This is a genomic window from Pseudoxanthomonas japonensis, assembly GCF_043632995.1.
GTDB classification, from domain to species: domain Bacteria; phylum Pseudomonadota; class Gammaproteobacteria; order Xanthomonadales; family Xanthomonadaceae; genus Pseudoxanthomonas_A; species Pseudoxanthomonas_A japonensis.
In genome coordinates this window covers 1877172-1895593 of record NZ_CP171632.1, presented here as the reverse complement: position 1 = coordinate 1895593, position 18422 = coordinate 1877172, and the positions used below count along the sequence as shown (strand labels likewise).

The 18422-nt window shown below is 65.9% G+C and carries 11 protein-coding genes; 8 read left to right on the top strand and 3 right to left on the bottom strand.

Annotated elements, in window-relative coordinates:
• The first annotated feature begins 3 nt into the window (after window positions 1–3).
• From ACGHX3_RS08635 to ACGHX3_RS08620, 4 genes are all read left to right on the top strand, one after another.
• A complete protein-coding gene (locus tag ACGHX3_RS08635) occupies window positions 4–3171 on the top strand; it encodes a multidrug efflux RND transporter permease subunit (RefSeq protein ID WP_394697112.1) in 3168 nt (1055 codons plus the stop codon).
• Window positions 3172–3510: 339 nt separating this feature from the next.
• A complete protein-coding gene (locus tag ACGHX3_RS08630) occupies window positions 3511–4656 on the top strand; it encodes an efflux RND transporter periplasmic adaptor subunit (protein ID WP_394697111.1) in 1146 nt (381 codons plus the stop codon).
• A 12-nt stretch (window positions 4657–4668) separates the two neighbouring features.
• Window positions 4669–7851 carry an efflux RND transporter permease subunit gene (locus ACGHX3_RS08625; protein ID WP_394697110.1) on the top strand — a complete coding sequence of 1061 codons (3183 nt, stop codon included), beginning with the start codon at window positions 4669–4671 and terminating at the stop codon, window positions 7849–7851.
• A complete protein-coding gene (locus tag ACGHX3_RS08620) occupies window positions 7778–8515 on the top strand; it encodes a hypothetical protein (RefSeq protein ID WP_394697109.1) in 738 nt (245 codons plus the stop codon). The genes ACGHX3_RS08625 and ACGHX3_RS08620 overlap by 74 nt, the downstream gene beginning before the upstream one ends.
• 23 nt (window positions 8516–8538) lie before the next feature.
• Here the strand turns inward: ACGHX3_RS08620 and ACGHX3_RS08615 are convergent, their stop codons facing one another.
• Window positions 8539–8922 (bottom strand): helix-turn-helix domain-containing protein, encoded by a 384-nt coding sequence (locus ACGHX3_RS08615; protein ID WP_162338649.1) that lies wholly within the window; start codon window positions 8920–8922, stop codon window positions 8539–8541.
• A gap of 128 nt (window positions 8923–9050) precedes the next feature.
• Here ACGHX3_RS08615 and ACGHX3_RS08610 point away from each other — a divergent pair, with 128 nt between their 5' ends.
• Window positions 9051–9953, top strand: a complete 903-nt coding sequence (locus ACGHX3_RS08610; RefSeq protein WP_394697108.1) for an SDR family oxidoreductase — start codon at window positions 9051–9053, stop codon at window positions 9951–9953.
• A 58-nt stretch (window positions 9954–10011) separates the two neighbouring features.
• Here the strand turns inward: ACGHX3_RS08610 and ACGHX3_RS08605 are convergent, their stop codons facing one another.
• Both ACGHX3_RS08605 and ACGHX3_RS08600 read right to left on the bottom strand, forming a co-directional pair.
• The gene (locus tag ACGHX3_RS08605; RefSeq protein WP_394697107.1) at window positions 10012–11886 is read right to left on the bottom strand and encodes a DUF885 domain-containing protein; all 1875 of its coding nucleotides are present in this window, start codon (window positions 11884–11886) and stop codon (window positions 10012–10014) included.
• Window positions 11887–12053: 167 nt separating this feature from the next.
• The gene (locus ACGHX3_RS08600; RefSeq protein WP_162338652.1) at window positions 12054–13202 is read right to left on the bottom strand and encodes an acyl-CoA dehydrogenase family protein; all 1149 of its coding nucleotides are present in this window, start codon (window positions 13200–13202) and stop codon (window positions 12054–12056) included.
• A 126-nt stretch (window positions 13203–13328) separates the two neighbouring features.
• Here ACGHX3_RS08600 and ACGHX3_RS08595 point away from each other — a divergent pair, with 126 nt between their 5' ends.
• The 3 genes from ACGHX3_RS08595 to metH are packed head-to-tail and all read left to right on the top strand — an operon-like array spanning window position 13329 to window position 18027.
• The gene (locus ACGHX3_RS08595; RefSeq protein ID WP_313928757.1) at window positions 13329–14258 is read left to right on the top strand and encodes a metalloregulator ArsR/SmtB family transcription factor; all 930 of its coding nucleotides are present in this window, start codon (window positions 13329–13331) and stop codon (window positions 14256–14258) included.
• On the top strand, window positions 14255–15340 hold the full coding sequence (locus ACGHX3_RS08590) for a homocysteine S-methyltransferase family protein (protein WP_394697106.1): 1086 nt from the start codon (window positions 14255–14257) through the stop codon (window positions 15338–15340). Before ACGHX3_RS08595 ends, ACGHX3_RS08590 begins: the two co-directional genes overlap by 4 nt.
• The gene (gene metH, locus ACGHX3_RS08585) at window positions 15337–18027 is read left to right on the top strand and encodes a methionine synthase (protein WP_394697105.1); all 2691 of its coding nucleotides are present in this window, start codon (window positions 15337–15339) and stop codon (window positions 18025–18027) included. The genes ACGHX3_RS08590 and metH overlap by 4 nt, the downstream gene beginning before the upstream one ends.
• Window positions 18028–18422: the final 395 nt, after the last annotated feature.

Sequence of the window (18422 nt, the reverse complement as noted above, 5' to 3'; positions counted from 1 at the left end):
CCCATGCCCAAGTTCTTCATCAACCACCCGATCTTCGCCTGGGTCGTGTCGATCCTGATCTCGCTGGCGGGCGTGATCTCGATCCTCAACCTCGGCGTCGAATCCTATCCTTCCATCGCGCCGCCGCAGGTCACCGTCAGCGCCACCTATCCCGGTGCCAGCGCGGAGACCACCGAGCGATCGGTCACCCAGGTCATCGAGCAGCAACTCACCGGCATCGACAACCTGCTGTACTTCAGTTCCAGCTCCAGTTCGGCCGGCCAGGCATCCATCACCCTGACCTTCCAGACCGGCACCGACGCCGACATCGCCCAGGTGCAGGTGCAGAACAAGGTGTCGCTGGCGACGCCGCGCCTGCCCAGCGAAGTCACCGCGCAGGGCGTGGTGGTGGCCAAGGCCAACGCGGGCTTCCTGATGGTGGTGGGCCTGCAGTCCGACAACGCGAGCATCGACCGCAACCGCCTGAACGACATCGTCGCCTCGCGCGTGCTGGACCAGATCGCGCGCGTGCCCGGCGTGGGCAGCACCCAGCACTTCGGCTCCGAGTACGCCATGAACCTGTGGCTGGACCCGGGCAAGCTGCAGGGGTTCAACCTGTCCGCCACCGACGTGCTGACGGCCGTGCGCGCGCAGAACGTGCAGTTCGCCGCCGGCTCCGTCGGCTCCGATCCCGCGCCCGAAGGCCAGGCATTCACCGCCACCGTGTCCGCGGAAGGCCGTTTCACGTCGCCCGAGCAGTTCGAACAGATCATCCTGCGCGCCAACAACGACGGCTCCACCGTGCGCCTGAAGGACGTGGCACGCGTCGAATTCGGCGCGCAGAACTTCGGCTTCGATACGCAGTTCAACGGCAAGCCGGTCGGCGCCTTCGCCATCCAGCTGCTGCCGGGTGCGAACGCGTTGAACGTGGCGGAGGCCGTGCGCGCGAAGATGGACGAACTGGCCCCCAGCTTCCCGCCGGGCGTCAGCTGGTTCTCGCCGTACGACACCACCACCTTCGTGAAGATCTCGATCGAGGAAGTGGTGAAGACCCTGATCGAGGCGGTGATCCTGGTGTTCCTGGTGATGCTGGTGTTCCTGCAGAACTTCCGCGCCACCATCATTCCCACGCTGGTCATCCCGGTCGCGCTGCTGGGCACGTTCTGGGGCCTGAGCGTGATCGGCTTCACCATCAACCAGTTGACGATGTTCGCGCTGGTGCTGGCCATCGGCATCGTGGTCGACGACGCCATCGTCGTGATCGAGAACGTCGAGCGCATCATGGCGGAAGAGAAACTGCCGCCGCGCGAAGCGACGATCAAGGCGATGGGCCAGATCACCGGCGCCGTCATCGCGATCACCGTGGTGCTGGCGGCGGTGTTCATCCCGTCGGCGTTGCAGGGTGGTGCCTCGGGCGAGATCTACAAGCAGTTCGCGCTGACCATCGCCATCTCGATGGCCTTCTCGGCGTTCCTGGCGCTGGGCTTCACGCCGGCGTTGTGCGCGACGTTCCTCAAGCAGCACGAGCACGACAGCCACGAGAAGAAGAACATCGTCTTCCGTACCTTCGAGAAGTACTACGGCAGGATCGAGAAGACCTACGTGGGCCACATCGGCTCGGCCATCAAGCATGCGCCGCGCTGGATGATCGTGTTCGCCCTGCTCACCGTGCTGGCGGGCTTCCTGTTCACCCGCCTGCCCAGCAGCTTCGTGCCGGAGGAAGACCAGGGCTACGCGCTGGCCATCGTGCAGCTGCCGCCGGGCAACTCGCTGCAGAAGACCAAGCAGGTGTTCAACCAGGTGCGTGGCACGCTGCAGCAGATGGACGGCTTCGACGGCGTGATGGAAGTGGCGGGCTTCAGCTTCCTGGGCCGCGGCGAGAACGTCGGCATGGCCTTCATCCGGCTCAAGCCGTGGGACGAGCGCGACATCACCGTGCCGGAGTTCATCCAGCAGGCCAACCAGCGCTTCTACGGCATCAAGGGCGCGCAGATCTTCGTGGTGAACCTGCCGACCATCCAGGGCCTGGGCCAGTTCGGCGGCTTCGACATGTGGCTGCAGGACCGCGCCGGCCTGGGTGAGGAAGCCCTGATGGCGGCACGCAACCAGTTGCTGGGCGCCGCCGCGCAGGACAAGAGCCTGATGGCGGTGCGTCCCAACACGCTGGAGAACGCCCCGCAGCTGCAGCTGCACGTGGACCGCGTGCAGGCGCAGTCGATGGGCATGTCGTTGAGCGACATCTACAACGGCATCCAGCTGATGCTGGCGCCGGTGTACGTCAACGACTTCTTCTACGAGGGCCGCATCAAGCGCGTGAACATGCGTGCCGACGCGCCGTACCGCACGGGCGCCGAGTCGCTGGCGAACATCTACTCGCCCAGCAGCCGGCAGACCGACGCCAACGGCGGCCGCGCGATGATCCCGCTGTCCAACGTGGTGCAATCGTCGTGGGCGTCGGTCCCGCCGTCGCTGTCGCGCTACAACGGCTACTCCGCGGTGAACATCAACGGCTCCGCCGCGCCCGGCAGTTCGTCCGGCCAGGCGATGACGACGATGGAGAACATCGTCATCGGGCAGCTGCCGCAGGGCTTCGGCTACGACTGGAGCGGCATGTCCTACCAGGAGATCCTGGCCGGCAACAGCGCCACGCTGCTGATGGTGCTGTCGATCGTGGTGGTGTTCCTCTGCCTGGCGGCGCTGTACGAGAGCTGGTCGATCCCGGTCGCGGTGCTGCTGGTGGTGCCGCTGGGTGCGCTGGGCGCGGTGCTGTTCACCATGCTGCGTCCGGGCCTGTCGAACGACCTGTTCTTCAAGATCGGCCTGATCACCATCATCGGCCTGGCGGCGAAGAACGCCATCCTGATCGTCGAGTTCGCCGTGATGGAGCGCAAGCAGGGCAAGACCCTGCGCGATGCGGTCATCACGGCCTCGCACCTGCGCTTCCGCCCGATCCTGATGACCTCGTTCGCCTTCATCATGGGCGTGCTGCCGATGGCCATCTCGACCGGCGCGGGCGCCAACGCCCGCCACGCGATCGGTACCGGCGTCATCGGCGGCATGTTCTTCGCCACCTTCCTCGGCCTGCTGCTGATTCCGGTGTTCTTCGTGGCAGTGCGCCGCGTGCTGGGCGACCGGATGGACGAGCCATCGAAGGAGTACCTGCTGGAACAGGAGAACCCGGCGTCGCGCTGAGCCGGCCCGCGTTTCCGCATCGTCAACAGCCCCGACCCGTGTCGGGGCTGTTTCGTTTCGTGCTGCACGCGTCATCGCGGCCATTCCAGCGTAATGAGCGTTTCGCCGGAGCGTGCCCCGGGCGCGGCCGGACACCATGTTTGCTCACCGATTCCGTCGCCGCGCAAGGGCCTGATCGCACTACTGGCCCGCGTCTCAAACCGTGATAATCACGCGCGACATGCTGTCGAGCCAGCCCCTGCCCGCTCGTCGCTCTCCCGACTCCCCCGCATTGAAGACCGACCGACCATGACACGGAAAGATCCCCTCGCACGGAAAACGCCCTCCACCACCAAGCGCATGATCCTCATGCTGATTGCGGTCGTCGTGATCTTCGGCGGTGTGTTCGCCGTCAAGGCGATCATGAGCAAGGGCATGAACGACTTCTTCGACACCATGCCGCAGCCCGCCGCCGCCGTGACCGACTGGACGGCCAAGCAGGAGGAATGGATCGACGCGCGGCAGGCCGTCGGTACGTTCGTGGCCATCAACGGCACCGATGTCACCACCGAGGCAGGCGGCGTGGTGCGCAGCCTCTCCATCGATGTCGGCAAGCCGGTGAAGGCCGGCACCGTACTGGCCCAGCTCAACAGCGCCAATGAACTGGCGGTACTGAAGTCGCTGGAAGCCTCGGCGAAGCTGGCGGCCGTGCAGCGCGACCGCTGGCAGGCGCTGGCGCGCGACAAACTGGTGTCGCAGGCCGAGGCCGAGGAACGCGCCACCGTGGCGGCGACCTCGCTGGCGCAGGTCGAGGCGCAGCGCGCCCTGATCGCGCAGAAGACCATCCGTGCGCCGTTCGACGGCGTGCTGGGCATCCGCAGGGTCAACCTGGGCCAGTACCTCAACCCGGGCGACGCCATCGTCAGCCTGCAGGCGCTGGACCCGATCTACCTCGACTTCACCCTGCCCGAACAGCGGGTGGGCCAGGTGCTGCCCGGCGCGAAGATCCGCGCGACCGTCGATGCCCTGCCCGGCCAGGTGTTCGAAGGTGAAGTCACCGCCGTGGAACCTCAGGTCGACCCCGCCACGCGCAACTTCAAGGTGCAGGCGACGCTGGCCAACGGCGAGTACAACCTGCGACCCGGTGCATTCGCCCATGTCGGCTTCGACACCGGCGACGCGCGCAAGGTCGTGGTGGTGCCGCAGACCGCGATCAGCTTCAACCCGTACGGCAACGCGGTCTACGTGATCCAGGAAGTGCAACGCGCCGCCGGCGAGAAGGACATGCAGGGCAACGACCTGACCGGCAAGAAGCTGGTCGTGCGCCAGCGCTTCGTGAAGACCGGCGCCACCCGCGGCGACCTGATCGCGGTGACCGAGGGACTGAAACCCGGCGAGCGCGTGGCGACCACCGGCCTGCTGAAGCTGCGCAACGACGCCGAGGTGGTGGTGAACAACAAGGTGCAGCCGGTGACCGAGGCCCAGCCCAAGCCCGAGAACCGTTGACGGAGTGCCGGCATGAAATTCACCGATATCTTCGTCAACAAACCGGTGCTGGCGATCGTCGTCAGCCTCTTCATCCTGCTGTTCGGCCTGCGCTCGTTCACCGAATTGAACGTGCGCCAGTATCCCGAACTGCGCAACGCCGTGGTCAACATCAGCACCACGTACTACGGCGCCGACGCCGACCTGATCCAGGGTTTCATCACCACGCCGCTGGAACGTGAAGTCGCCAGCGCCGAGGGCATCGAGTACCTCAGTTCGACCAGCTCGGCCGGCGTCAGCATCATCCAGGCCTACATCAAGCTGGACCAGGACCCGAACGAGGCGCTCACCCAGATCGCCGCCAAGGTCAACAAGATGCGCGGCCAGCTGCCGCCGGAGTCGGAAGACCCGGTGATCGACCTGCAGCAGGGCCAGCAGATCGCGGCGATGTACGTGTCGTTCGCAAGCGAGACGCTCGACAACAACCAGATCACCGACTACCTGACCCGCGTGGTCCAGCCCAAGCTGGTCACCGTCGCCGGCGTCCAGCGCGCCGACATCCTCGGCGCCGGTACGTTCGCGATGCGCGTGTGGCTGAAGCCGGACCGCATGACCGCCCTGCAGGTCACGGCCAGCGACGTGTCGACGGCGCTGTCGTCCAACAACGTGCTGGCCGCGGTGGGCTCGACCAAGGGCCAGATGGTCGCGATCGACATGACGGCGCGCACCGACCTGCGCAGCGCCGACGAGTTCCGCCAGCTGATCATCCGCGAGCAGAACGGCGCCATCGTGCGGCTCGGCGACGTCTCCGACGTGCAGCTCGGTTCGGAAAGCTACGGCACCTCCGTGCGCATCAACGGCGAGGCCGCCACGTTCATGGGCATCTTCGTGTCCCCGGACGCGAACTCGCTGGACGTCATCAAGAACGTGCGGGCGCTGTGGGACGGCGAGATCGTGCCGCAGCTGCCGGAAGGCATCAAGGCCACGATTCCCTACGACAGTACCGAGCAGATCCAGGACGCCATCGACGAAGTGGTCAGCACCATCGTCGAGGCCGTGATCATCGTGATTGTGGTGATCTTCCTGTTCCTCGGGTCGCTGCGCAGCGTGCTGATCCCGGCGGTGACGGTGCCGCTGTCGCTGGTGGGTGCGCTGTTCCTGATGCTGCTGATGGGCTTCACCATCAACCTGTTGACGCTGCTGGCGATGGTGCTGGCGATCGGCATCGTGGTCGATGACGCGATCATCGTGCTGGAGAACATCCACCGGCACATCGAAGAAGGCATGTCGCCCTACGAAGCGGCGATCAAGGGCGCACGCGAACTGGCCTGGCCGGTCGTCGCGATGACCACCACGCTGGTGGCGGTGTACCTGCCCATCGGCTTCCAGGGCGGCATGACCGGCGTGCTGTTCACCGAGTTCGCCTTCACCCTGGCCGGCTCGGTGCTGCTGTCGGGCGTCATCGCGCTGACGCTGACGCCGATGATGTGCGCCAAGATCCTCAAGCCGCACGGTGACGGCGGCAAGGGCAAGCTGGAGAAGTGGCTGGACCAGCGCTTCGACAAGCTCAATGCCGGTTACCAGCGGCGCCTGCACGGCACCATGGAAACCAAGGCGGTCGTCGGCGTGTTCGGCATCCTGGTGCTGGTCGCCTGCGCCTTCCTGTACATGACGGCGCCCAAGGAGCCGGCGCCACTGGAGGACGAGGGCTTCATCTTCTCGGTCGCCAGTGCCGACCCCTACTCCACGCTGGACTATGTGGAGCGCTACACCGAGGAAGTCACCTCGATCGCCAAGGGCGTGCCGGAAGTGCAGGATTACTTCCTGTTCAACGGCGGTTTCGGCGGCAGCGGCGGTGGCGCCAGCCCAAGCGCGATGGCCGGTTTCGTGCTGAAGCCGTGGAGCGAGCGTGATCGTTCGACCAACGCGGTACTGCAGCAGGAACTGCAGCCGAAGATGAGCCAGGTCAGCGGCCTGAACATCTTCGCGCTGGTCCCGCCCTCGCTGCCCAGCGCGGGTGGCGATGGCGGCGGTGGCGAGTTCATCATCGGCGGCGTGGGCGAACTGAGCCAGTTGAACGAACTGGCCGAACAGATCGTCATGAAGGCCATGGAGAGCAAGCGATTCATCTTCCTCGACAAGGACCTGAAGATCGACAAGCCGCGCATCGAGGTCAACATCGACCGCGAGAAGGCGGCCACGCTGGGGATCGACATGCGCACGCTGGCGGCCGACATGGCCGCGATGCTGTCGGGCGGCTACACCAACCGCTTCGCGATGCAGAACCGCTCGTACCTGGTGATCCCGCAGGTGCAGCGCAGCGACCGCCTCAACGCCAGCGACCTGGAGAACTACTACACCCGTACCCGCGACGGCGAGCTGATCCCGCTGTCGACGCTGGTGACGCTGAAGGAAACCGCGCAGCCACAGTCGCTGAAACGGTTCCAGCAGCTCAATGCGGTGTCGATCATGTTTGCGCCGCGCCCCGGCGTGAGCAAGGGCGAAGCACTCGCGATCCTCGACCAGGCCGCCAAGGAGGTCCTGCCGCAGGGCTATTCGGTGGACTACGCGGGCGAGTCGCGCCAGTTCAAGCAGGAAGGCGCCGCCATGCTGGTGACGCTGGCGCTGGCGCTGATCGTGATCTTCCTGGTGCTGTCGGCGCAGTTCGAGAGCTTCCGCGATGCGCTGATCATGCTGCTGACGGTACCGATGGCGATCTGCGGGGCGCTGCTGACGGTCAACGTGCTGGCGATCCTCAGCGGCATCCTCGGCATGATGCAGATCGAAGCCTTCCCCGGCATGAGCATCAACATCTACACGCAGGTCGGCCTGGTGACGCTGGTCGGCGTGATCTCCAAGCACGGCATCCTGATCGTGGAGTTCGCCAACAAGCTGCAGTCGGAACAGGGTTTGTCCAAGCGCGAGGCGATCGAACAGGCGGCCGCCATCCGTCTGCGTCCCGTGCTGATGACGACCGCCGCGCTGGTGTTCGCGATGATCCCGCTGCTGATCGCCAGTGGCCCGGGTGCCGCCTCACGCTTCTCGATGGGCGTGGTGATTGCATCCGGCATGACCATCGGTACGCTGTTCACGCTGTTCGTGCTGCCGGCCTTCTACCTGTACCTGGCCCGCGACCATGCGCATGATCGCGACCGCGAGCATGCGCCGCAGAATGACGGCGATGGACTGCCCCCGGAGCCGGCGACCGGTCACTGACCCGTACGAGACCTACAAGACTGAAAACCCCGGCATCGCCGGGGTTTTCTTTTTTGGCGCGCGTTGGCGTTACAGGCGGACCTTCCGCGCCTATACGCTTCACCTAATCCTTGATCGGCGAAGGATTGCCATGAAGAGATTGTCGACAGTGATGCTTGGACTGGCCGTCGCCGTACCCGGCACGGCGTCAGCATGCCTGCCCCCGCTGTCGGATGAATTCCCGACTTCACTTCGCGCCGCGGCGGCGAACCGGTTGCCACCTGCCGGCATATCGGCGCGCCTGCAGTTGATTCAGTTCCATGGCGGTAGTTGCGAAGGGGTCGAGTTCGTCGCCCTGGAAATCTCCGGCCTGTCCCGCAGGAACTACAAGCACTTCGGTTACTTCATCAGACCCGTTTCCGGATTCAACGAAGGCGGAATGGTGCCCGGGTCGCGTGCACTGGCGCCACTGCAGTTCGAGAATGGGGTCGTGCATGTGACGTGGACAGAGGGCGACGTCGTGCCCGACGCCGACGGCCATGTTCGATGGCGGCTGGAAGTCACGCCGGTCTCACGCTCCGGCGCACGTGGCACGCCATTCGAGGTATGCGCGGCGACCGACGGTTCGTGCCCACCGTTGCTGCCTGTCTGCGACATGGCGTGTCCTGCAGAACCGTCGCCCTGATGCAAGCCTGACCACGCGGTGGATCAGAGCGGCGCGTTGGCTGCCGGCGCGACATAGGCCTGACGCGCGGCCCGCACTTCGTCGTGGTGGTCGGATGCCCACTGCGCGAGCATCTCGATGCGCTCGAAGAACGATGAGCCCAGGGCCGTCAGTGCGTAGTCCACGCGTGGCGGTACCGTCGGGAACACCTCACGCCGCACCAGCCCGTCCTGCTCCAGACGGCGCAGCGTCTGCGCCAGCATCCGTGGCGAGATGTCCGCGATGCGCTTGCGCACTTCGGTGAAGCGCAGCGTGCCGCCGGCCAGCTCGTGCAGGACCAGCACGGTCCACCGGTCGCCCAAGCGGTCCAGCACGTCGCGGATCGGGCAGTTCTCGGTCAGGATCAGGGATTGGCGGTGCAGCGTCATGGGCGATATCCGGTGCATGGTTACCGCGCGGTAACCGGGTTACTTCGCGCTCCCTGCTTGTGGGCGCGGAAGCCATTACTACCATAGCGTAACCAATGACCTTTCCGTTACCGGATACAGGAGTCGCCATGAAGTCCCCCACCCCCACCCTGCTGGTCACCGGCGCTTCCGGAAAACTGGGGGGCGCCGTCGTCCGCCACCTGTTGGACACGCTGCAGGTTCCGGCAGAGCGCCTCATCGTCACCACGCGCAACTCGGACTCGCTGGCGGATTTCGCCGCCCGTGGCGTGACAGTCCGCAGCGCGGACTTCGATCAGCCCGACATGCTGGCGGCCGCCTTCACCGGCGCCGATCGACTGCTGCTGGTCAGCACCGATGCACTGATGGAACCCGGCAAGCGCCTGACCCAGCATCGTGCCGCCGTCCAGGCCGCGGCCGATGCCGGCGTGAAGCACGTCGTCTACACCTCGCTGCCGTCCGCCGACACGTCGCATGTGTCCTTCGCACCGGATCACTGGGGAACGGAGCAGGCGCTTTCGGCCTCTCCGCTGGGCTGGACGATCCTGCGCAACGCCTGGTATTTCGAGAACCTCGCCTATGCGCTGCCCGGCGCGCTGGCATCCGGCGAATGGGCAACCTCGGCCGGCGACGGCCGCATCGCCTACATCGCCCGTGACGACCTTGCGCGCGCCGCCGCTGTCACACTCGCCTCACCCGACACGACGAACCGCGTCCTGACCCTCACCGGCACGCAGGCGTACACCGCCCGCGACATCGCGGCGCGCGTGTCCACGCTGACCGGCAAGTCGCTGTCCGTGGTAGACATCACGCCGGCGCAGCAGGTCGAAGGCCTGCGCGCGCACGGCTTCCCGCGCGTCCTTGCCGACGTGTTCGCGTCGTTCGACGTCGCGACCGCCGCCGGCGATCTCGGTGAGGTCACGGGCGACTACGCGCGCCTCACCGGACAATCGCCAACTTCACTGGACACTTGGCTGACGGCGAACATCGCGCTGCTGACCACGGCGCACTGACGATGGAAACAAGAACCCCGGCGCAAGGCCGGGGTTCTCGGTATCACCTCGTCGAGGGTCAGGCCTGCTTGGCCTTTTCCTTCGCGATCCACTGGTCCACGCGACGCTCCAGCAGGTTCAGCGGCAACGCGCCGCCGCCCAGCACGGTGTCGTGGAAGCCCTTGATGTCGAACTTGTCGCCCAGTTCGGTTTCGGCCTTCCTGCGCAGGTCCTGGATCTTGATCATGCCGATCTTGTAGGCCGTGGCCTGGCCCGGCATGATCAGGTAGCGCTTGATCTCGGATTCGATCGCCGCACGCGGCACCGCGCTGTTGGCGTCGAAGTACTCGACCGCCTGCTGCTCGGTCCAGCCCTTGGCATGCAGGCCGGTGTCGACCACCAGGCGGATCGCACGCCACATCTCCGAACTCAGGCGGCCGTACTCCGAGTAAGGGTCCTTGTAGGTTCCCGGCATTTCCTTCGCCAGCCATTCCGAATACAGGCCCCAGCCTTCCGCATAGGCGGTGACGCCGTACTGCGTGCGGAACTTCGGCACGCCCGTCAGTTCCTGCGCGATGGAGATCTGCATGTGGTGGCCCGGCAGGCCCTCGTGATACGCGATCACTTCGAGCTCGGTCTTCGGCATGGCATTCATGTCGGACAGATGCGCGTAGTACACGCCCGGACGCGAACCGTCCGGCGTACCCGGGAAGTAGTGCTGGGCCGCGCCGTCCTGCTCGCGGAACGGCTCCACGCGCTTCACCACCAGATCCGCCTTGGGCAACAGGCCGAAGTAGTCCGGCAGCACCTTCTTGATGTTATCGATGGCGGCGGTGGCGTCGTCGATATAGGCCTGCCGGCCGGCGTCGGTGTTCGGATACTTGAACTGCTTGTCGGTGTCGATGAAGGTGAAGAAGGCATCCAGGTCGCCCTTGAAGCCGACCTTGTCCTTCAGCGCGGTCATTTCGCCCCTGATGCGCTCGACTTCCTTCAGGCCCAGCGCATGGATCTCCTCGGCGGTCATGCCGGTGGTCGTCATCTGCTTCAGCTGGTACTCGTAGTACGCCTTGCCGTTCGGGTGCGTGGAGCCCACGCCGGTGGCGTTGACGGCCGCCTTGGGCAGTTCCTCCTCGCTCCACGCGATCACGCCGTCGTAGGCCGGCTTGAACTGTTCCAGCAGCGCCTTGCGCGCTTCATCCTTCAATGCGGTGCCGCGGGCGGCGTCGATCTTGCCGCCCTTCACCAGCGCATCGGCCTTGGCCTGCGCATCGGCCCAGATGGCCGAATCCTTGCCGGCGGTGAACGGCGCGCCGGTGACGACCTTCTTCGCCTGGTCGATCACGCCCTCGTAGGCGAACTTCGGCGGACGGATGTTCTGCGCCGCCGAGGCGCGCGCGCGCTCCAGCAACTGGCCGAACGCGCGTTGCGTCGCCTTGAGGCGGGCGATGTAGGCGGTGTAGTCGGCTTCGTCATCGACCTTGTGGAAGCTGATCAGGAAGGTCGGCCAGAAGCTCTGGGCACCGTTCATCTGGTCGAAGGCGTAGCCGTCCTGCATGAACGGCAGGCCGTCGCGCGCGTTCTCGTACTGCAGCTTCCACAGGTCGTAGGAGAACTTGGTCTCGTCGTCGAGCTTGGCGTAGTCGAAGGACTTCTCCATCTCCTCGACGCTCGCCTTCTGCCACGCGACCTGGTCGCGCGTGGCCTGCTCGGACATGTCGTCGACCTGGTCGTACAGCTCCTTGCTGCCCTGGAAGGTCAACTGGATGGGACTGAACTTCAGCTGCTCCTCGTACTTCTTCTCGAACCACTCGTTCAACCGCTTGCTCTCGGCGGCGACATCGGCGGCGGACGCCACCGGCGCCGCGGCATCGGCGGCGGCACCGGCAGGAGCATTGCCCTTGTCGCAGGCGGCCAGGGCCAGCGTGAGGGCACAGACGATCAGGGTTTTGCGCATCGGGATCTCCAGGAGGAAAACGGGGGACGGACCCCCGCATCAGGCCACTCTAGCGGACCATCGCCCCTGCGGTCCCATGACCAAAGACGGGGGTGGCGCCATCCAGGTCCCGAAACGGAGAACGCCGCCTTGCGGCGGCGTCCTTCGTCGACAGGACGGCGGCAGACTCAGCGCAGGCCGGTCTCGTTGCGGGCGATGACCAGGCGCTGGATCTCGCTGGTGCCCTCGTAGATCTCGGTGATCTTGGCGTCGCGGAAGTAGCGCTCGATCGGCATTTCCTTCGAGTAACCCATGCCACCGTGGATCTGCAGCGCCTGGTGGGTGATCCACATGGCGGCTTCCGAGGCCGTGAGCTTGGCGATGGCCGCCTCGTTGCTGAAGCGCTGGTCCTGGCCCTTCACCCACGCCGCGCGCAGGGTCAGCAGCGTGGCCGCATCCAGCTTGCACTTCATGTCGGCGATCTTGGCCTGGGTCATCTGGAACGTGCCGATCGGCGCGCCGAACGCCTTGCGCTCCTTCACGTAGGCGATGGTCGCTTCATAGGCGGCACGGGCGATGCCGATGGCCTGCGAGGCGATGCCGATGCGGCCGGCGTCCAGCACGCTCATGGCGATCTTGAAGCCCTCGCCCTCGCTGCCCAGCACGTCGTCGGCGGGCGCCACGTAGTCGGTGAACTCGATCTCGCACGTCGCCGAAGCACGGATGCCCAGCTTGGGTTCGGTCTTGCCGCGATGGAAACCGGCCTTCTCCGTGTCGATCATGAAGGCAGTGATGCCGCGCGCGCCCTTGTCCGGCTCGCTCATCGCAAACAGCACGATGTACCTGGCGACCGGGCCGGAGGTGATCCAGCTCTTCTTGCCGTTGATGACGAAGCTGCCGTCGGCCTGCTTCACGGCGCGGCAGCGCATCGCGGTGGCGTCAGAGCCGGACTGCGGCTCGGTCAGCGCGAACGCACCGATCTCGCGACCCTCGGCGATGGCGCGCACGTAGGTCTGCTTCTGCGCTTCGGTGCCGAACTTCAGGATGCCGTTGCAGAACAGCGAGTTGTTCACCGACACGATGGTGGAGTGCGCGGCATCCGCGGCGGCGATCTCGATCATCGCCAGTACGTAGGCGATCGGATCCATTCCCGCCCCGCCGTATTCGGCCGGTACCTCGATGCCCATCAGGCCGTTCTCGCCCAACAGGCGGATGTTGTCCAGCGGGAACTCGCCGGTCCGGTCATGGTGCTCGGCGCTGGGGCCGATCTTCTCCTGGGCGATCCGGCGCGCCACGTCCTGGATCATCAACTGCTCTTCGGTGAATGCGAAATCCACGGGTACCCCTCGACAACGGTTAGATACCAATTGTAACCCGCGACCATCCGCGGGCGTATGCCAATGGGTTGACCGCGGCCGGGTCCAGTCTTCAAAATATCTCTATATCGCGATAGGAAGATATTTATGGATCTGGAAGCCTGGTCGACCCGGCTGAAAGTGTTCGCCGACGCCACCCGTGTGCGCCTGCTGGCGCTGCTGGCGCGCGAGGAACTGACCGTCGCCGAACTGTCGGCCATCACCCAGTTGGCGCAGCCGCGGGTATCCACGCACCTGGCCAAGCTCAAGGAGGCCGGCCTGGCACGTGATCGGCGCGCGGGCGTCTCGGCCTATTACCGGTTCGATGAAGACAACCTGGACGCGGTCCAGCGCGAGCTCTGGCGCAGCCTGCGCGACGGCAGCGACGATCCGCTGCTGCGGCAGGACGCCGAACGCGTCGCCAACGTACTGGCCAACCGCGCCGCAGACCAGAACTGGGCCGACAGCGTCGCCGGCGACATGGAGCGCCACTACTCGCCCGGGCGCACCTGGGAAGCACTGGCCCGCACCGCCCTGCCACTGCTGGAAACCGGCGACGTCCTCGACATCGCGTCCGGCGACGGCGTGCTCGCCGAACTGCTTTCGCCGCATGCCAGGCGCTACGTCTGCATCGATACCAGCACGCGTGTGGTCGCCGCCGCGGGCGAGCGCCTGCGCCGCTTTCCGAACGTGGAAGTCCGCGAGGGCGACATGCACGCGTTGCCGTTCAAGGACGGCAGCTTCGACCTGGTCGTGCTGATGCATGCCCTCACCTATTCCGCCAAGCCTGCCCAGGCCGTCGCGGAAGCGGCGCGCGTGCTGCGCCGGGGCGGTCGCCTGCTGCTCAGCAGCCTGGGCAAGCACGAGCACAAGTCGGTCGTGGAGGCCTACGGCCACGTGAACCTCGGTTTCTCGGAGAAGGAACTGCGCAAGTTCGCCGAGAAGGCGGGCCTCGAGATCGCCAACGCCGAGACGGTCACCCGTGAGCGTCGCCCTCCCCACTTCGAGGTCATTTCGCTGACCGCGGTGAAGCCATGAAGACGCTGCCCTGGCTCAACCCCGCGCGCGCCAGGCGCCTGGAGGACGCGCTGGCCCAGCGCATCCTCATCATCGACGGCGCCATGGGCACGATGATCCAGAAGCACGGGCTGCAGGAGGCGGACTACCGCGGGCAGCGTTTCGCCGACGGCTGCGATGCCGAGCACCCGCACACGCACGGGCCCGGTTGCGACCACGACCTGAAGGGCAACAACGACCTGTTGCTGCTGACCAGGCCGGAGGTGATCGCCGGCGTGCACACGGCCTATCTGGAAGCAGGTGCGGACCTGATCGAGACGAACACGTTCAACGCCACCTCGATCAGCCAGGCCGACTATCACCTCGAACACCTGGTCTACGAGTTGAACAAGGCCGGTGCGCAGGTCGCACGGCAGTGCTGCGATGCCATCGAGGCGATCACGCCAGACAAGCCGCGCTTCGTCATCGGCGTGCTCGGGCCCACCAGCCGCACCGCCTCGATCAGTCCCGACGTCAACGATCCGGGCTTCCGCAACACGAATTTCGATGAACTGCGTTCCACCTACCGCGAGGCCATCGAGGGTCTGATCGACGGAGGCGCCGACACCCTGATGGTGGAGACCATCTTCGACACGCTCAACGCCAAGGCCGCGCTGTACGCGATCGAGGAAGTGTTCGACGCGCGTGGCGGGCGCCTGCCCGTGATGATCTCCGGCACCATCACCGATGCCTCCGGGCGCACGTTGTCCGGCCAGACGGCCGAGGCGTTCTACACCTCGGTGGCGCACAGTCGTCCGCTGTCGATCGGCCTGAACTGCGCACTGGGTGCGAAGGACCTGCGCGAGCACGTCGAGACGCTGGCGACGGTCGCCGACGCGTACGTCAGCGCGCATCCCAACGCGGGCCTGCCCAACGCCTTCGGCGAGTACGACGAAACGCCGGAAGAAATGGCGGCCACGCTGAAGGAATTCGCGCAATCCGGCCTGTTGAACCTGGTCGGCGGCTGCTGCGGCACCACGCCCCCGCACATCAGGGCGATCGCCGAGGCCGTCGCGGGCATCCCGCCGCGCAGGCTGAATGCACGTCTGGAGCAGGCCGCATGAGCGCGACGACCGTGCGCCACACCCGCCTGTCCGGACTGGAACCGCTGGTCATCACGCCGGACCTGCTGTTCGTCAACGTGGGCGAGCGCACCAACGTCACCGGCAGCGCGCAGTTCCGCAAGCTGATCAAGGAAGAGCGCTACGAGGAAGCGGTCGAGGTGGCGCGCCAGCAGGTCGCCAACGGCGCGCAGATCCTCGACGTCAACATGGACGAGGGGCTGATCGATTCCGAGAAGGCGATGGACCGCTTCCTCAACCTGATCGCGTCCGAACCCGACATCGCCCGCATCCCGGTGATGGTCGATTCGTCGAAGTGGAGCGTGATCGAGGCCGGCCTGAAATGCCTGCAGGGCAAGGGCGTGGTCAATTCGATCTCGTTGAAGGAAGGCGAAGAAGCATTCGTCGACCATGCCCGCAAGGTGCTGCGCTATGGCGCGGCCGCGGTGGTCATGGCGTTCGACGAGACCGGCCAGGCCGACACCTGCGCACGCAAGGTCGAGATCTGCACGCGCGCCTACCGCATCTTGACCGAGGACGTCGGCTTCCCGCCCGAAGACATCATCTTCGACCCCAACATCTTCGCCGTCGCCACCGGCATCGAGGAGCACGACAACTACGCGGTCGACTTCATCGAGGCGACGCGGATCATCAAGCGGACGCTGCCGCACTGCCACGTGTCCGGCGGCGTGTCGAACGTGTCGTTCTCGTTCCGCGGCAACGAGCCCGTGCGTGCCGCGATCCACTCCGTGTTCCTGTACCACGCCATCCAGGCGGGCATGGACATGGGCATCGTCAATGCGGGCGGTCTGCCGGTCTACGACGACCTCGACGCCGACCTGCGCGAACGCGTGGAGGACGTCATCCTCAACCGTCGCAAGGATTCCACCGAGCGGCTGCTGGAGATCGCCGACCGCTACAAGGGCAAGAAGGGCGAAGCGCCCGTCGAGAACCTGGCATGGCGCGAGAAGCCGGTGCGCGAGCGCCTGGCCCACGCGCTGGTGCATGGTATCGATGCCTTCGTCGACCAGGACACCGAAGAGGCACGCCAGCAGGCCACGCGCCCGCTCGACGTGATCGAAGGCCCGCTGATGGACGGCATGAACGTGGTCGGCGACCTGTTCGGAGCGGGCAAGATGTTCCTGCCGCAGGTGGTGAAGTCGGCCCGCGTGATGAAGAAGGCGGTCGCCTACCTGCTGCCCTTCATCGAAGCCGAGAAGCTGCGCACCGGCGACGTCGGCAAGTCCAACGGCAAGATCGTCATGGCCACGGTCAAGGGCGACGTGCACGACATCGGCAAGAACATCGTCGGCGTGGTGCTGGCCTGCAACAACTTCGACGTCGTCGACCTGGGCGTGATGGTGCCCACGCAGAAGATCCTGGACACGGCGCGCGCCGAGAATGCCGATCTGATCGGCCTGTCGGGGCTGATCACGCCGTCACTGGAAGAGATGACGCACGTCGCCCGCGAGATGCAGCGCCAGGGTTTCGAGATGCCGCTGCTGATCGGCGGCGCCACCACCTCGCGCGCGCATACCGCGCTGAAGATCGATCCCCACTACACCGCCCCGACCGTGTGGGTGAAGGATGCTTCGCGTGCCGTAGGCGTCGCCCAGTCGCTGATTTCGCGCGACATGCGCGCAGCCTTCGTCGCGGCCAACGATGCCGACTACGCCGAGATCCGCGAACGCCACAGGAACCGCGGCGACGCCAAGCGGCTGGTCTCGCAGGAGAAGGCGCGCGGCCAGAAGTTCGATGGCGGCTGGGACACCTACACGCCACCGGCCCCGAAGCAGCCCGGCATCCACGTGTTCGACGACTACCCGCTGGGCGAACTGGTGGAGTGCATCGACTGGACGCCGTTCTTCAACGCCTGGGAATTGTTCGGCAAGTACCCGGCGATCCTGACCGATGCCGTGGTCGGCACGCAGGCCAGCGAGCTGTATCGCGACGCGCGCGCGATGCTGGTGAAGATCGTCGAGGAGAAGTGGCTTACCGCGAAGGCGGTGTTCGGCCTGTGGCCGGCGAACAGCCTGGGCGACGACGTGGAACTGCAGGTCGATGGCCGCAGCGAGCGTCTGCATTTCCTCCGCCAGCAGGTCGACAAGCCGGTCGAGCGCCCGGACTTCTGCCTGGCAGACTTCATCGCGCCGAAAGATTCCGGCCGGCAGGACTGGATGGGCATGTTCGCCGTCACCGCAGGCATCGGCATCGACGCGCATGTGGCGCGTTTCGAGGCCGACCACGACGACTACAACGCCATCCTGCTGAAGGCACTGGCCGACCGCCTGGCCGAAGCACTGGCCGAACGCCTCCACCAGCGCGTGCGCAGGGAATTCTGGAGCTACGCAGCCGACGAATCGCTGGACAACGAAGCGTTGATCGCCGAGAAGTACGTCGGCATCCGCCCTGCCCCTGGCTATCCGGCCTGTCCGGAGCACAGCGAGAAGGACACGCTGTTCCGCCTGCTCGACGCGGGATCCCACGCCGGCATGTCGCTGACGGAAAGCTTCGCGATTCTGCCGACCGCGGCGGTCTCCGGCTACTACTTCAGCCATCCGCAGAGCCAGTACTTCGTGGTCGGCCGCGTCTCGAAGGAACAGGCCGCGGACTACGCGAAGCGCAAGGGCGTGGAACTGGCCCAGGTGGAGCGCTGGCTGGCTTCCAATCTCGACTACGACCCCGAATAGGCACTGCCTGGGGAAGCGCGCCGGCACCAACGCGCACCAACCGCCCACCGCCGTCGTCCCCGCACAGGCTGGGACCCCTCTTGCTCCTGCGACGGATACCGTGGCCCGCATGGGCCATGGATTCCAGCTTACGCTGGAATGACGAAACTGCGACCAGACCATCCCCGCCGTCGTCCCAGCGCAGGCTAGGACCCATGTTGCTCTTGCGAGAGGCTGCGGCGCCCACGGGCCATGGATTCCAGCTTTCGCTGGAATGACGAAACTACGACCGGACCATCACCGTCGTCCCAGCGCAGGCTGGGACCCACGTTGCTCTTGCGAGAGGCTGCGGCGTCCGCGGGCCATGGATTCCAGCTTTCGCTGGAATGACGAAACTGCGACCAGACCATCCCCGC